This window comes from Streptomyces sp. NPDC002580, assembly GCF_042889485.1.
In the GTDB taxonomy this organism is placed as follows: Bacteria; Actinomycetota; Actinomycetes; order Streptomycetales; family Streptomycetaceae; genus Streptomyces.
Window position 1 is genome coordinate 275,971 of the sequence record NZ_JBIAQZ010000005.1, and the last position, 14,512, is coordinate 290,482.

At 71.9% G+C, this 14,512-nt stretch carries 10 protein-coding genes; 1 reads left to right on the plus strand and 9 read right to left on the minus strand.

The features are described from left to right. Positions 1–241: 241 nt before the first annotated feature. The 9 genes from ACFYW7_RS17930 to ACFYW7_RS17970 all read right to left on the minus strand — a co-directional run bounded on the left by ACFYW7_RS17930 (position 242) and on the right by ACFYW7_RS17970 (position 11,202). Entirely contained in the window at positions 242–742 is a 501-nt protein-coding gene (locus ACFYW7_RS17930) for an Ig-like domain-containing protein (RefSeq protein WP_389503185.1), read from the minus strand. 178 nt (positions 743–920) lie between these two features. Next, entirely contained in the window at positions 921–1,925 is a 1,005-nt protein-coding gene (locus ACFYW7_RS17935; protein WP_389503187.1) for an IPT/TIG domain-containing protein, read from the minus strand. Positions 1,926–2,156: 231 nt separating this feature from the next. Further along, positions 2,157–2,900, minus strand: a complete 744-nt coding sequence (locus ACFYW7_RS17940; RefSeq protein WP_389503189.1) for an IPT/TIG domain-containing protein — start codon at positions 2,898–2,900, stop codon at positions 2,157–2,159. 710 nt (positions 2,901–3,610) lie between these two features. Continuing rightward, positions 3,611–5,089 (minus strand): aldehyde dehydrogenase family protein, encoded by a 1,479-nt coding sequence (locus tag ACFYW7_RS17945; protein ID WP_389503191.1) that lies wholly within the window; start codon positions 5,087–5,089, stop codon positions 3,611–3,613. Continuing rightward, the gene (locus ACFYW7_RS17950) at positions 5,086–6,816 is read right to left on the minus strand and encodes an amidohydrolase family protein (RefSeq protein WP_389503193.1); all 1,731 of its coding nucleotides are present in this window, start codon (positions 6,814–6,816) and stop codon (positions 5,086–5,088) included. Before ACFYW7_RS17950 ends, ACFYW7_RS17945 begins: the two co-directional genes overlap by 4 nt. A 14-nt stretch (positions 6,817–6,830) precedes the next feature. Next, positions 6,831–7,949, minus strand: coding sequence for an LLM class flavin-dependent oxidoreductase (locus ACFYW7_RS17955; protein WP_389503195.1), 1,119 nt, complete (start codon positions 7,947–7,949; stop codon positions 6,831–6,833). Positions 7,950–8,051: 102 nt separating this feature from the next. Next, entirely contained in the window at positions 8,052–8,828 is a 777-nt protein-coding gene (locus ACFYW7_RS17960; RefSeq protein WP_389503197.1) for an SDR family NAD(P)-dependent oxidoreductase, read from the minus strand. A gap of 11 nt (positions 8,829–8,839) precedes the next feature. Then, the gene (locus ACFYW7_RS17965; RefSeq protein ID WP_389503199.1) at positions 8,840–9,781 is read right to left on the minus strand and encodes a TIGR03619 family F420-dependent LLM class oxidoreductase; all 942 of its coding nucleotides are present in this window, start codon (positions 9,779–9,781) and stop codon (positions 8,840–8,842) included. A gap of 161 nt (positions 9,782–9,942) precedes the next feature. After that, on the minus strand, positions 9,943–11,202 hold the full coding sequence (locus ACFYW7_RS17970; RefSeq protein ID WP_389503200.1) for an amidohydrolase family protein: 1,260 nt from the start codon (positions 11,200–11,202) through the stop codon (positions 9,943–9,945). Positions 11,203–11,438: 236 nt separating this feature from the next. Here ACFYW7_RS17970 and ACFYW7_RS17975 point away from each other — a divergent pair, with 236 nt between their 5' ends. Next, complete coding sequence (locus ACFYW7_RS17975; RefSeq protein WP_389503202.1) at positions 11,439–14,396, plus strand: BTAD domain-containing putative transcriptional regulator; 2,958 nt, start codon at positions 11,439–11,441, stop codon at positions 14,394–14,396. The last annotated feature ends 116 nt before the right edge of the window (positions 14,397–14,512 follow it).

Genomic DNA, 14,512 nt, shown 5'->3' on the forward strand with positions numbered 1-14,512 from the left:
GTCGGGCGTGTGGGAGAGGCGTTCCAGCCACTCGGTCAGCATGCCTGTCTCGGCGAGGCTGAACGCGGGGGTCGGGTTCCGGCGGAGCAGCGCGCCGAGGCGGGTCGCGGTGGCCGGGAGCGTGGAGGCCTCGGAGGGGGACGTCCGCGCCCCGGGGTCGGCGGGGTTCGCATCGCCTGCGAGGGGGGCACCACGGTCCGTGGTGCCCCCCTCGCGCGCGTTCAGTGTTCAGCGGCCGGGCTCATCCGGGGATGCGTGTGACGTTGTGGCTGTTGACGTTGACCTCGTTGCGGATGTCCCCGACATGGAAGTCGATCAGCCCGCACAGCAGGCAGCCGGGCCTGTCGGCCGGAGGAGCGGGGGCTTGGGACACGGTGACGGTGGTGGTGCTGTACGAAGCGCCACAAGTGTCGTCGCCGTTGTAGGTGGCGGTGATGGTGTGTGTTCCGGTGGTCGTGAAACCGGTGGTCAGCGAGGAGTGTCCGGCGGGGGACACGGGTGCGGTCGCGAGGAGTTCCGAGCCGTCGAAGAACGACACACCTAGGCCACCGCTCGGGTCCGAACTGCACGTCACCGTCGCGTCGAGGGTCACCAGTTGCCCGGTCGTCGCCGAGGAGGGCGTGGCCTGGACCGTGGTCGACGACTGATCGGCGGCGGCAGCCGACGGAGCGAGGGACAGCACTGTGGCCGCCGCCGCTGCGGCGACCATGAGCCCGGCTTTGCGCGCACGACACGCTTTCACTGAGAGTCTCCTCGGTCTGATCGTCAGTGTGGGGGGTTCGCCTTCACTGTTCGGATCATGACCTTAAACGGCTTTTGACCGTATGTGCGGGAGGCGCGGATCCCCGCGGGCCCACCGGAGTCATCGGCTCTCTCGAACGGGCAGGCGCGGGCCGGTGGCGCCGATGCCGCGGTGCCGGCTAGATCGCAGGAGGTGCGACGCGCTGGTAGGTGAGCGAGTTGCTGGTGCCGCCCGACGTCGTGACGCTCACCGGCACCGAACCCGCCGGACCCGCCGGGGCGACCGCGATCGCGGTCGTGTCCGACACCACGGTGAAGGCCGCCGGCGCGGTGCCGAAGTGGACCGCGAACGTCGTGGTCAGCCCGGTGCCTGTGAGGGTGACCGCGGCGCCCGCGTCCGTCGGCCCCTGCGCGGGAGAGAGCGCGGTGAGCGTCGGCGCCGCCACGTAGGTGTAGACGACGGAGTTGCTGGTGCCGCCGGGACCGGTGACGGTGCAGGCGACGGAGCCCGTACCGGGCGGTGCTACGGCGGTGATCTGGGTGGCGGAGTTGACGGTGTAGGAGGTCGCGGGGGTGCCGCCGAAGGTGACGGCGGTCGTTCCGGTGAGGCCGGTACCGGTCAGGACCACGCTGGTCCCGCCGGACGCCGGTCCCGCCGCCGGCGAGGCGGACAACAGGGAGGGCGCGTTGAGGTAGTAGAAGAACACCGGCCCCGAGGTGCCGCCGACCGTGGTCGCGGTGACCGCCACCGCGCCGGTGCCGGCCGGGGTGACGGCGGTGATCTGGGTGGCGGAGTTGACGGTGTAGGAGGTCGCGGGAGTGCCGCCGAAGGTGACGGCGGTCGTTCCGGTGAGGCCGGTACCGGTCAGGACCACGCTGATCCCGCCGGAGTTCGGGCCCTGGTTCGGCACGATCGTGCTCAGGGTCGGCGTGGGCGCGTAGGTGTAGGTGACCGCGTTGCTGAGCCCGCCGGGGGTGCGCACGGTGACGTTGACCGTGCCGGTTCCGGGCGGGACGGTCGCCGTGATCGTCGACGGTGTGTTGACCGTGTAGGACAGGGCGGCCGCGGAACCGAACGTGACGGCGATGGCGCCGGTGAACTGGCTTCCGTTCAGAGTCACGGAATTGGTGCCCGCCGCCGGGCCTGTGTTGGGTGCGACCGAGGTGAGGACGGGAGGGGCCACGGTGACTCCAAGGGGGTGTGTTCGGCCTGGCTGAGCCGCGGGCCGGGGGCACGGGAGCGGTGCGGGCTGGCGTACGTACGCGAGCCCGCACCGCTTCCGCTGGGCACGGGGTCGGGGATGGGGACGGAGAACCGGGGCCGACCGGACCGGACCGGACTGGTCCAGGTCGGGTCGGGTCGGGTCGGACCGCAGCCGCGCGGGGTCGTGCGGGGTCGTGTGTCCGGAACGCCGTCAGATGCCGGGACCGGAAACGTAGGTGAAGCCGTCGACGGAGGTGGCGCTGCCTCCTTCGGTGGTCACGACGACATCGACGGAACCGACGGTGCCGGACGGCGTGAGGGCCACCAGCGTGGTGCTGTTCAGCACGGCGAAGGAGGCCGTGGTGCCGCCGAAGGTGACGGCCGTGGTGGACGCCAGGTTGGTGCCGTTGACGGTCACCGAGGTGCCGCCGGCCGCCGAACCCGAGGTGGGTGTGAGCGAGACCAGCGTCGGCGCGTCGACGTAGGCGTAGGCGAGGGGTGCGGTGGTGCCTCCGGTGGTGGTGACGGTGACGGCGACGGAGCCGCTGGAGCTGCCGGCCGGAACGACCACGGACAGTTGGCTGTCCGAGACGACCGTCGGGGTCGCGCTGCCGGAGCCGAAGGACACGGTGTTGGCCGTGGAGAGGCCGTAGCCGTTGACGGTGACCGTGTTGCCGCCCGCGGTGGGACCGGAGTCGGGGGCGAGGGACACCGCGATCGGCGGGCCGATGTAGAAGAAGGAGAGCGAGTTGCTCGTCCCTCCCGCGGTCGTCACGCTGACGTCGACGACGCCACACCCCGCGGGGGCGATGACGGTGATCGCGGTCGGGGTGTTCGCGGTGATCGTGGCGGTCCGGGACCCGAAGTGGACGGCGGTGGCATTGGCCAGGTTCACGCCCGTGATGGTGATGGTCGTTCCGCCGCTGGTGGAGCCTTGGTTGGGGCTGATGGGCATGCGGGGTACCTCCTCACTCGGAAGCCTTCTCCGAGCAGCGAGTGGGTGTTCCGATCCACGGACGTCCCGAACCGGCACCGGGCCGACACGTCCGGCCGCCGACGGATGAGGATGTGGGAAGGCCCGTCCGAACGGGGGAGCTCAGTCCCGGGAGGGAGGCTCGTCCACGGGGACCCGATGGATCGTCGCCCATTGATGCAGACACCTGAAGTAACCCATCAGGGTGATCCACTCAGCAAGAGAATTGACACGATATCAACCGTTCGGCGGAGCGCGTCGGGTGTGCGACGGCGCGTAATGGTGGTAGGCGGTCACCCTGCAGGGCATCAAGCGAGAGTTCGCCCGAGAGGAAAAGGGGCTCGCCCGGTCACCCCGGGAGACCCGACAGGGCCAAGTCGCCGGGGCACCCCACGGGGCCCCGGCGGGTCGACCACGAGCTCACGGCGACGGGTCTCCGCCTGACGCACCCGGTCAATGACCTCGCGGACCGGTCGGACCCGCACCGCGATCCCGTCGCCGTCGCGCGGGCACGCCTGGAAGGGGCGGGCGCCGCGTCCCGACTCCGGAATCCACCGACCGGCCGGACCGCGGCGGCTCCCGCCGGGGGCACCTCTCCACGGCCTTCCGCGGAGCAGCCGGCACCCGCCGCCCCTGCCGCCGCCGGATCACCTCACCCCGACCGCGCCCCGGCCCCGGCCCCGGCCCCGGCCTCACCCCGGCCACACGATCGCCTGCGTCTCGCTGTACGCGTGCAGGGCGTACGAGCCCACGTCACGGCCGACACCGCTCTTCTTGAAGCCGCCGAAGGGGGCCTCCATGTTGCGGCCGACGGTGTTCACGCCGACGCCGCCCGTGCGCAGCCGGCCGGCGACGCGGAAGGCGCGGGCCACGTCGCCGGACCAGACGTAGTCGATCAGCCCGTAGTCGGAGTCGTCGGCCAGCGCGATCGCCTCCTCCTCGTCATCGAAGGGCAGGACGACGACGACCGGGCCGAAGATCTCCTCCCGGACGACCCTCATGTCCGGCGTGCAGTCGGCGAGAAGGGTGGGGGCGACATAGAACCCCCGGGGCAGGTCAGGCCGTTCGCCGCCGGTCACCACCCGTGCGCCTTCCTTGCGGCCCAGTTCGACGTAGGACTCCACGCGGTCGCGATGGGCCGCCGAGATGACCGGGCCGACCACCGTCCCCTGCTCCCGTGGATCACCCACCTTCAAGTGGTTCGCGTAGGCGGCCAGTTGTCGTACGAGGGCGTCGTACACACCGCGCTGGACCAGCACCCGGGTCGGCGCCGTGCAGATCTGCCCGCTGTAGAAGGAGAAGGTCGTGCCGATGCCCGCCACCGCCGACGCCAGATCCGCGTCGTCGAAGACGATCGCCGCGCCCTTGCCGCCCAGTTCCATCAGCTGGCGTTTCATGCCGCGCCCGCACACCTCGGCGATGCGCTGCCCGACCGCCGTCGAGCCGGTGAAGCTGACCATGTCGACGTCCCCGGAGTCGACCGCGGCCTCGCCGGACTCCGCCGTCGAGCCGCTGACCACGTTGACCACGCCCGGCGGCACGCCCGCCTCCTGGAGTGCCTCGGCCATCCGGTAGACGGAGAGCGGGTCCTGCGGGGCCGGCTTCACCAGCACGGTGTTGCCCATCGCGAGGGCGGGAGCGATCTTGCCGGCCGGGTTGGCCCAGGGATTGTTGTACGAGGTGATGCAGGTGACCACGCCGACGGGTCGGCGGACGGCGAGCGCGCCCATCACGGCCGCCGGGCCGAAGGGCCCCGCCTCGTTGATCTGCGGCGGCAGCGCCCTCTCGACCGGTTCGGGCCGCGCGTAGCGCCGGAAGCGGGCGATGCCGACCCCGACCTGCATGCCGCGGGCCGTCCCGGTGGTGGCGCCGCTCTCGGCCTGGGCGAGGGCGGCGTACGGCACGAAGTTGCGCTGGATGACGTCCGCGGCGCGGGCGAGGACGGCGGCCCGCTCCTCGGCGGGGGTCCGCGACCAGGGCCCGAAGGCCTCGCGGGCCGCCGCGGCCGCCGCGTGCACCTGGGCCCGGGACGCCTCGGGGGCCAGCCCGACGACTTCCTCGGTCGCCGGGTCGATCACCTCGTAGAACCCGTTGTCGGGCGCCACCCACGCGCCGCCGATGAACAGCCGCTGTCTGGCCGACTCGCGTGCCGTCCCGTCGTCGCCCGTCACCGGGTGCTCACCGTCCGGGTGTCGCGGCCCGAGCGCAGCACCTTCCCCGGCACGGCGCCCGTCACGACGTCCTCCCGGATCGACTCGACCCCGTTGACCCACACGGCCTTGACCCCGATCGCCCGGGAGTCGAGCCGCGGGCTGTCGCCCGGCAGGTCGTGCACCAGGGTGGCCTTGCCGGCGTCGATCCGTTCCGGGTCGAAGAGCACCAGGTCGGCGTGGAATCCCACCTCGACGCGGCCTCGGTCGCGCAGCCCGAAGAGCCGCGCGGGGTCGTCCGTCAGCATCCTCACCGCCTGCTCGAGGGAGGCGAGCCGACGGCCGCGCAGACAGTCGCCGAGGAACCGGGTGGTGTACGGGGCCCCGCACATGCGGTCCAGATGGGCGCCGGCGTCGGAGCCGCCGAGCATCACGTCCGGGTGCCGCCAGGTCTCGGCGCGCAGCGCCCAGGAGTCCGGGTCGTTGTCGGTGGGCATCGGCCACAGGACCGTCCGCAGGTCGTCGGCCGCGCAGATCTCCACCAGGCACGCGAAGGGCTCCTGGCCGCGCTCGGCGGCGATGTCCCGCACCACGCGCCCGGTCAGGCCCTCGTTCGCCGCGCTGTAGGTGTCGCCGATGACGTACCGGCCGAAGTCCGCGAGCCGCCGGAAGACGCCCGCCTCCTTGCTCTCCGCGCGGCGCAGCAGTTCGGCGCGGACCTCGGGGTCGCGCAGCTTCGCGACGCGCTCGGGGACGGGCAGCGCGAGGACCGGGCCCCAGCCGGGGATCAGGTTCAGGGCGCAGAAGGTGCCGAGCGACATGTTCATCGGGGTGAGGATCGGCATGGTGAGCGCGACGACCCGGCCGCCGGACTTGCGGGCCTTCTCGCTCGCCTCCAGCTGGCGCGGGACGCGTTCGGGGACGGCGGCGTCGATCGTCAGGACGTTCCAGTTGAGGGGGCGGCCCGCCGCCGCGCTCATCTCCACGAAGAGATCGATCTCGGCGTCGCTGAACTGGTCCAGGCAGCCGGCCACGATCGCCTCGATCTGGGTGCCCTCGTGCTCCCCCACGGCCTGGGCCAGAGCCAGCAGTTCGGCGGGCTCCGCGTGCCGGGAGGCGACCGGTTTCCCGTCGCCGTCGGAGTGCGTGGAGGACTGGGTGGTGGACAGGCCCCAGGCGCCGGCGTCCATCGCCTCGTGGAAGAGCCGCAGCATGGCCGCGAGTTGGTCCGCCGTGGGCTGCCCGCCCACCGCGTCGGGGCCCATCACGTACCGCCGCAGCGCGCAATGGCCCACCATGAAGCCCGCGTTGACGGCGATCCGCCCCTCCAGGGCGTCGAGGTACTCCCCGAAGCCGTGCCAGGTCCAGGGCGCGCCCTCCTCCAGGGCGACCAGGGACATGCCCTCGACCTTGGACATCATGCGGCGGGTGTAGTCGGCGTCCTCGGGGCGGTCGGGATTCAGCGGGGCCAGCGTGAACCCGCAGTTGCCGCCCGCGACCGTGGTGACCCCGTGGTTGAGGGAGGGGGTCGCGTACGGGTCCCAGAAGAGCTGGGCGTCGTAGTGCGTGTGCGGGTCCACGAAGCCGGGGGCGAGGACGAGTCCGTGCGCCTTCTCGCTCGTCCGGGACGGTTCGGTGACCGTGCCGATCACGGCGACGCGGCCGTCCCGTATCCCCACGTCCGCGGTGTACGCGGGCGCGCCCGTCCCGTCCACGACGGTCGCGCCCTTGATCAGGTGGTCGAGCATCGCGGAAGTACCCCCTAGACGGCTTGGCGGAACCGGGTCGTGCGGTGCACCGGATCCGTGTCGATCTTCGGAATGACGTGTTCGCCGATGAGCCGGATCGTCTGGAGCGTCTCCTCCTTGGGGACGCCGACGGGCAGTCCGAAGCTCAGCTGGTCCGCGCCGGCCTGTTCCCAGCGCTTGCACTGGGTGAGCACCTCGCCCGGGTCGCCGCAGATCAGCAGCTCCTCCTCGATGAGGAGTTCGACGAACTCGGCGTTGTACTCGGGGAGCGTCTCGGGCCACACGGGAAAGCCCTCGGGGCGCGGGAAGGTGTCGTGGTAGCGGAAGACGAGCGAGGGCAGGTAGTGCAGTCCGCCGTCGACGGCGATGCGGATCGCCTCGTCGTGGGTGGGCGCGCAGATCGCGGTGGTGGTCACCATGACGTTGTCGTTGACGAAGTCCCCGATGGGTTCGGCGTCCACGATCGCGGTCTTGTACTGCTCCAGGACCCACTCCATGTCGGAGACCTTCTGGACGCTGAAGCCGAGCACCCCGAGCCCCTTGCGGGCGGCCATGGAGTACGAGGGCGGCGACCCGGCGGCGTACCACATCGCGGGGTGCGACTTCCCGTGCGGCTTGGGCAGGATCTTGCGCGGCGGGAGCTGCCAGTGCTTGCCCTGGAACCCGACGTACTCGTCCTGGAGCCACATCTTCGGGAACTCCGCGATGGTCTCCTCCCAGATCTCCTTCGTGAAGTTCATGTCGGTGATGCCGGGGAGGAAGCCGAGGATCTCGTGCGACCCGGCTCCGCGACCGGACCCGAACTCGAAGCGGTTCTCGGTGAGGTGGTCGAGCATGGCGACCTTCTCGGCCACCTTCACCGGGTGGTTGACCTGGGCGAGCGGGTTGAAGATGCCCGAGCCGAGGTGGATGCGGTCCGTGGCGTGCGCCAGATAGCCGAGGTAGACGTCGTTGGCCGAGAGGTGCGAGTACTCCTCCAGGAAGTGGTGCTCGGACGCCCAGGCGTACTTGAAGCCGGACTTGTCCGCCTGGATGACGTACTCGGTCTCCTCCATCAGCGCCTTGTGCTCCGCGAGCGGATCGGTCAAGGCACGCTTGCCCACGTATCCCTGTACAAAGAGCCCGAATTCCAAGGAGGTTCACCGTCCCCAGCCAGTTATCTGACGTACCGTCAGATCAGTTGATTGAGCCGACTGTTCCACCGCGCGCAGGCACCGTCAATAGCTGACGCACCGTCAGAGAACGCTCACTCCGGCGAGCCAGCCGCCGTCGATGACGAACGGCTGCCCGGTGATGTACGAGGAGTCCTCACCGGTCAGGAACAGCGCCAGCCGGGCCACGTCCTCGGGGCGGCCGATGCGGCCGAGCGGCACGAGCTTCCCGTAGAACGCGTCGAGCGCCTGCGAGGCCTCCTCGCCGTCCGTGCCGGAGGAGAGCTGCGCCGGGTTGCTCATGGCCGTGTCGACGGCGCCCGGGCAGACCGCGTTCACCCGGATCCCCTTGTCCGCGAGCTCCAGCGCCGCCACCCGGGTGAGACCGACGATGGCGTGCTTGGTCGCCGCGTACGCGCCCACGTACGCCATCCCCGTGAGCCCGGTGAAGGACGAGGTGTTCACGATCGTGCCGCCGCCGGCCTCGGCGATCTCGGGCGCCAGGGCCTTGATCCCGAGGAACACCCCGACCTGGTTGACCTGCACGATCTGCATGAACTCGGCCAGCGGGGTGTCGACGAGCGCGTTGAAGCGCAGGATGCCGGCGTTGTTGACCAGCCCGTCGATCCGGCCGTACGCGGCCTTCGCCGACGCGACCGCCGCCGCCCAGTCGGCCTCCCGCCCCACGTCCAGATGGACGTAGTGCGCGCCGATCTCCTCGGCGAGCGCCTGCCCCTGATCGTCGAGCACGTCCGCCACGACCACCCGCGCGCCCTCCGCCGCGAAGAGCCGCGCCTCCTGTTCGCCCTGCCCGCGCGCCGCGCCGGTGATGAGGACGACCCGCCCGTCCAGCTTTCCCATGCCCTGGCTCCTTAAGCGAGGTGGGGCGCGACGTCCGCGCCGAACGCTGCCATCTGGTCGAGGAGTTCGGCGCGGTCCCGGCTGCGGAACCGCACCTGGATCTGGTGCACGCCCATCGCCCCGTACGCCCGCAGCGACTCGGCCAGCGCCTCGGGCGGCCCGCTCAGCGTCCGGCGCCCGACCTCCCAGACGGGGTCACCGACGTACAGCGGCTCGGTGATGGCGCCGATCGTCAGGGGTTCCTCGATGCCGGCCTCGGCACGCAGGCCCTCGATCCGGGCGATCTGCCCCGGCAGCCGGTCGCGCGGGTCGCCCTGCGGCAGCCAGCCGTCGCCGCGCAGGGCCGCCCGGCGCACCGCGGCGGGCGAGGAGCCGCCCACCCATACCGGCACCCGGTCCTGCGCGGGCCTCGGCCGCTGCCCGAGCCCTTCGAAGTCGTACGTCTTGCCGTGATGCACGGGGAACTCGTCCGGTCCGAGCGCGGCGCGCAGCGCGTCGATCGTCTCGTCGAGGACCGCTCCCCGGCGCTCGAAGTCGGCCCCGACCGCGGCGAACTCCTCCTCCACGTGCCCGGCGCCGACCCCGAGGATCAGCCGGCCGCCGGACAGGTGGTCGAGGGTCGCGTACTGCTTGGCCGTGACGAGCGGATGCCGCAGACCGACGATCGCGACATGGCTGAGCAGCCGTACGCGCTCGGTCACCGCCGCGAGATGGGCGAGGGTGGCGACCGGGTCGTACCAGACGGTGCTCATCGCACCCGCGAGCCGGCGCGGGATGGCCACGTGGTCGCAGCTCGCGACATAGGCGAAGCCGGCGCGGTCGGCGGCGCGGGCGATCTCCACGAGGTCGGCGGCGCCCGCGTCAGCCTCCCAGGGTTCCGCGTAGATGGTGCTCTGCGACTGGACCGGGAGCTGCATCCCGTACGCCAGTCGCCCTTCGGGCAGTACCTGCATGAGCCGCACGCACCTCTCGTCCGACGACACTCATCTGACGGTCCGTCATTTCACTACGGCTGTCATCGTCGTAGCTGACGCACCGTCAGACAAGGGGTCCGGCGCCATCGGGACCGAGGCGGGGGGAGTGGCGCCCGGCCGGACCGCCGGGCCCGGGAGGTTCAGCCCGCCCAGAGCCCGTCCGGCGTCAGGCCCAGCAGCTCGATCGCGTTGCGCCGGACGATCCGGTCGACGACGTCGGCGTCCAGGTGACCCATCTGGGACTCGCCGACCTCCCGGGACTTCGGCCAGGTCGAGTCGGAGTGGGGGTAGTCGGTCTCGTAGAGGACGTTGCCGACGCCGATCGCGTCGAGGTTCCTCAGCCCGAACGCGTCGTCGAAGAAGCAGCCGTACACGTGCTCGGCGAAGAGTTCCGACGGCGGCCGGTGGACCTTGTCGGCGACGCCTCCCCAGGCGCGGTTCTCCTCCCAGACCACGTCGGCGCGCTCCAGGATGTAGGGGATCCAGCCGATCTGCCCCTCGGCGTACATCACCTTCAGGTTCGGGAAGCGCTCGAACTTGCCGCTCATCAGCCAGTCGACCATCGAGAAGCAGCAGTTGGCGAAGGTGATCGTGGAGCCGACCGCGGGCGGCGCGTCCGCCGAGGTCGAGGGCATCCTGCTGCTGGAGCCGATGTGCATCGCGATGACGGTGCCGGTCTCGTCGCACGCGGCGAGGAAGGGGTCCCAGTCGTCGGTGTGCACGGACGGGAGCCCCAGATGGGGCGGGATCTCGGAGAAGGCCACCGCGCGCACACCGCGGGCGGCGTTGCGCCGCACCTCGTCCGCCGCGAGCCGGGCGTCCCAGAGCGGGACGAGGGTCAGCGGTATCAGCCGCCCCCGAGCCTTCGGCCCGCACCACTCCTCCACCATCCAGTCGTTGTAGGCCCTCACCGAGAGCAGGCCCAGCTCACGGTCGCTCGCCTCGGTGAACGTCTGCCCGCAGAAACGGGGGAAGGTGGGGAAACAGAGGGCGGACTGGACGTGGTTGACGTCCATGTCGGCCAGCCGCGACGGCACGTCGTACGAGCCGGGTCGCATCTGCCCGTACGTGATGATCTCCAGCTTGATCTCGTCGCGGTCGTAACCGACCGCCGTGTCGAGGCGGGTGAGCGGCCGGTGCAGGTCCTCGTAGACCCACCAGTCGCCGATGGGGCCGTCGTCGCCCGGGGCGCCCATGACGGGGGCGAACTTCCCGCCCAGGAAGGTCATCTCCTTCAGGGGCGCGCGGACGATGCGGGGCCCGGTGTCCTGGTACTTCGCGGGCAGTCGGTCCCGCCAGACGTCGGGGGGTTCGACGGTGTGGTCGTCCACCGAGATGATCCTCGGGAAGGCGGCCCGGGCGCTCGCCGAGGGGCTCTGCTGACTTTCCGTGGTCTCCATACCGGCCACGGTAGCGCTGATCTGACGGTCCGTCAGTAAGTGGCGGGCCGCCCGGCCGCGCATCCGGGCGCCACCGCGGGAAGGGTGAATTCCGGCGAACGTGTGAGGAGGCTGTGTGAGGACCGTGTGACGCGTCGTGCGGCACCCGGTGATCGCTCCCTCGCACGGCTGACGCATCCGCCATGAACAAGGCAAACTGGCCTCGTTGTACTGATGGTTCGGCTTGGGGGAAAGCTATGGACGGTGTGCCGCGGGTACCGAAGCAGCGACACCCTGGCTCCGAGGAGCCCGCGGTGCTGCGCTTCAGCGTGCTCGGCCCGGTACGCGCCTGGCACGGCGACGACCCGTTGCCGGCCGGGTCCCCGCAGCAACGAGCCCTGCTCGCGGCACTGTTGCTGCGCGACGGACGCACGGCCACGGCTTCCGAACTGATCGACGCCCTGTGGGGCGACGAGCCGCCGTCGCAGGCGCTGGCGGCCCTGCGGACGTACGCCTCACGGCTGCGCAAGGTGCTCGGCGCCGAGGTCCTGGTCAGCGAGTCCGGCGGCTACGCGATCCGCTCCCTCCCCGAGGGCGCGCTCGACCACGCCCGCGCCCAGGAGCTGGCCGCCGAGGCCGAGAAGGCACGCGGCGGAGGCGACCTGGCCCGGGCCCGTGACCTGCTCCGGGAGGCGCTCGCCCAGTGGGACGGCGAACCGCTCGCGAGCGTCCCCGGGCCCTACGCGGAGACCCAGCGGACCCGCCTGGAGGAGTGGCGCCTGCAACTCCTCGAATCCCGGCTCGACATGGACCTGGAACAGGGCTGCCACGCGGAGGCCGTCTCCGAACTCACGGCGCTCACCGCGGCGCACCCGCTGCGCGAACGCCTGCGGGAACTCCTGATGCTGGCGCTGTACCGCTCCGGCCGGCAGGCGGAGGCCCTCGCGGTCTACGCGGACACCCGGCGGCTGCTCGCCGACGAGCTGGGGGTGGACCCCCGGCAGGGCCTGAAGGAACTCCAGCAGCGCATACTCCAGGCGGACCCGGGCCTCGCGGAACCCTCCGCCCCCGCGCCGGAGCCCGCCACCGCCCCCGTCCGCCCCGCCCAACTGCCCGCGACCGTCACCGACTTCACCGGCCGAGTCTCCTTCGTGCAGGAACTGAGCGACGTCCTCGCCTCGGCTTCCTCCGAGGAGGGCCGCGTCATGGCCGTCTCCGCGCTGGCGGGCATCGGGGGCGTCGGCAAGACGACGCTCGCGGTGCACGTGGCCCACCGGTCCCGGGGAGCCTTCCCCGACGGGCAGCTGTACGTCGACCTCCAGGGCGCCGGATCGCAGGCGGCCGAACCGGAGACCGTCCTCGGCGCGTTCCTGCGGGCGCTCGGGACCGCCGACTCGGCGATCCCCGACTCCCTGGAGGAACGCTCGGCCCTCTACCGCTCCGCCCTCGACGGCCGCCGGGTCCTGGTGCTGCTGGACAACGCCCGGGACGCCGCCCAGGTGCGCCCGCTGCTGCCCGGCACCGAGGGCTGCGCCGCCCTGGTGACCTCGCGGACGCGGATGGTGGACCTGGCCGGCGCCCATCTCGTGGACCTCGACGTGATGTCCCCCGAGGAGGCGCTCCAGCTCTTCACGAAGATCGTGGGCCGGGAGCGGGTCGCCGCCGAGCGGGAGGCCGCCCTGGACGTGGTCGCGGCCTGCGGCTTCCTGCCGCTGGCCATCCGCATCGCGGCGTCACGGCTCGCCGCCCGCCGCACCTGGACGGTGTCGGTGCTCGCCGCCAAGCTCGGCGACGAGCGCCGCCGGCTCGACGAGCTCCAGGCGGGCGACCTGGCCGTCAAGGCCACCTTCGAACTCGGCTACGGCCAGCTGGAACCGGCCCAGGCCCGCGCCTTCCGCCTGCTGGGCCTCGCCGACGGCCCGGACATCTCCCTGGCGGCCGCCGCGGCGGTGCTCGGCCTCCCGGCCGAGGCGACCGAGGACCTCCTGGAGTCCCTGGTCGACACCTCCCTCCTGGAGTCCGCGGCCCCCGGCCGCTACCGGTACCACGACCTCGTCCGCCTCTACGCACGCGCCTGCGCGGAACGGGACGAACAGCCGCCGGGCGAGCGGGCCGCGGCGATGTCGCGGCTGCTGGACTTCTACCTGGCCACGGCGGCGGGCGTGTACGCGCTCGAACGGCCCGGGGACCGGCTGGTTGACCATCTGGAGAGCACGGCCCATCCGGGGCTGGTGTTCGAGGACCGGCACCAGGCCCAGGACTGGCTGTACGCGGAGGCGGTCTGCACGCTCGCCTGCGTGCGGCAGTCGATGGGGCCCGAGACGTTGGCGCGGGCCGTCGACCTGCTCTGGGCCGCCTGTGATCTGGCCGAGTCGGGGGCCAACTCCAAGGAGTACGAGACCATCGCGGCGGCCGCGCGCAGCGCGGCGCAGAAGTCCGGGTCCCCGCAGGCCGAGGCCCGCGCGCTCACCACCCTCTCCTTCGTGCACCACATCACCGGCCGGTTCGACTCGGCCGACGCGGCGGCGACGCGCGCCCTCGAACTGGCCCTCGCCACGGGCGATCCGCTGACCAGCTGCTGGTCGTCCAACATCCTCGGCGTGATCGCGCTCTACCAGAACCGGCACCAGGACGGCGAGGCGCATCTGAACCGCGCCATAGAGAACTTCCGCACCTGCGAGGACCGTCCGGGCGAGGCGAGCGCGCTGTGCAACCTCTCCCGCATCCACCTCGCCACGGGACGGACAGCCGGCGCGGTGGCCCTCGCCCAGCAGGGCACGGACATGTACGACGACATGGGCCACGCGCTCAAGGGCGCCAACGGCCGGTACGCGCTGGGCCTGGCCCTCACGCAGAGCGGCCGGCTCTCCGAAGCCGTCGACCGCCTCCAGGAGGCCCTCGAGGTCTTCCAGGACAGCCGTCAACGGCTCTGGGAGGGCATGACGCTGTTCCGTCTCGCCGAGGCCGACTTCACCGCGCGCCGGCCCGCACAGGCCGCCGCGAACGCGGAGCTGGCGCTGACCGTGCTGCGGGGCATCGGCGGGGACTGGCGGCGCGGCAACGTGCTCACCGTCCTCGGCCGGGCCCTGAGCGGCATCGGCCAGCTCGGCCGCGCGCAGGTCTGCTGGCGCGAAGCCCTCGACATCTTCGAGGAGTTGGGGGCACCGGAGGCCGCCGAGGTGCGCGCGCTCCTGAAGCCGCTCGCCGTCGCCTGAGTCCGTGCGCCTGCGCGTTCATCGTTCGTTTATCGCCGTCCGGCAGTCTCGACCTGTCGATCCGGCGCGTCGGGGGGCAGGCGGGACGACACACGGTCACACCTTTTAAGGTGAAC

What these genes read in the sequence shown, in the direction of transcription:
- ACFYW7_RS17960 (WP_389503197.1), bottom strand. Translation starts at nt 8,828, where the DNA reads ATGGGAAAGCTGGACGGGCGGGTCGTCCTCATCACCGGCGCGGCGCGC.
- ACFYW7_RS17975 (WP_389503202.1), top strand. Translation starts at nt 11,439, where the DNA reads ATGGACGGTGTGCCGCGGGTACCGAAGCAGCGACACCCTGGCTCCGAG.
- ACFYW7_RS17970 (WP_389503200.1), bottom strand. Translation starts at nt 11,202, where the DNA reads ATGGAGACCACGGAAAGTCAGCAGAGCCCCTCGGCGAGCGCCCGGGCC.
- ACFYW7_RS17965 (WP_389503199.1), bottom strand. Translation starts at nt 9,781, where the DNA reads ATGCAGGTACTGCCCGAAGGGCGACTGGCGTACGGGATGCAGCTCCCG.
- ACFYW7_RS17940 (WP_389503189.1), bottom strand. Translation starts at nt 2,900, where the DNA reads ATGCCCATCAGCCCCAACCAAGGCTCCACCAGCGGCGGAACGACCATC.
- ACFYW7_RS17950 (WP_389503193.1), bottom strand. Translation starts at nt 6,816, where the DNA reads ATGCTCGACCACCTGATCAAGGGCGCGACCGTCGTGGACGGGACGGGC.